This window comes from Intrasporangium oryzae NRRL B-24470 (assembly GCF_000576595.1).
GTDB classification, from domain to species: Bacteria; Actinomycetota; Actinomycetes; order Actinomycetales; family Dermatophilaceae; genus Intrasporangium_C; species Intrasporangium_C oryzae.
The window spans coordinates 1-406 of sequence record NZ_AWSA01000131.1 but is presented as its reverse complement, the minus strand read 5'-3'; the positions used below and the strand labels follow the sequence as shown (position 1 = coordinate 406).

The 406-nt window shown below is 80.5% G+C and carries 1 protein-coding gene; it reads right to left on the bottom strand.

The features are described 5' to 3' along the window. On the bottom strand, window positions 1-225 hold a 225-nt coding region (locus tag N865_RS23375; protein WP_211244951.1), incomplete at its 3' end, for a hypothetical protein. Between the last annotated feature and the right edge of the window lie 181 nt (window positions 226-406).

Here is a 406-nt window from a genome sequence, read left to right as displayed (position 1 = left end):
GCCCGACGCGGCCTGCGACCGGCTCTGGGCCCGCGTCTGGGCTCGGGTGGAGGGCCGGGACTCGCTGCGGGCCTCACTGCGGGCCTCACTGCGGGCCTCACTGCGGGACCGGGCGCGGCTCTCGAGGTCCGCGGCCCGCGGGGCCGTGCCCTGCTGGCTCGTGGCCTGCTGGCTCGTGGCCTGCTGGCCCGTGCCCTGCTGGCCGGTGCCCTGGCGGGTGGGCACGGCGTCCCTGGTCGAGACGGTCTCCCAGGGGGCGGTGGGCAGGTCGGTCCAGTCGTCGGCAGGGGCGTGGACGCGCGGCGAGGACGTGGGGGCCGGTCGGGCCGCCGGGGCGTTCGCCCAAGCCTGGGCGGGAGCCGTGGCCCAACCCTGACCGCCGGCGCCCGCCCGCGCGGGGACGGGC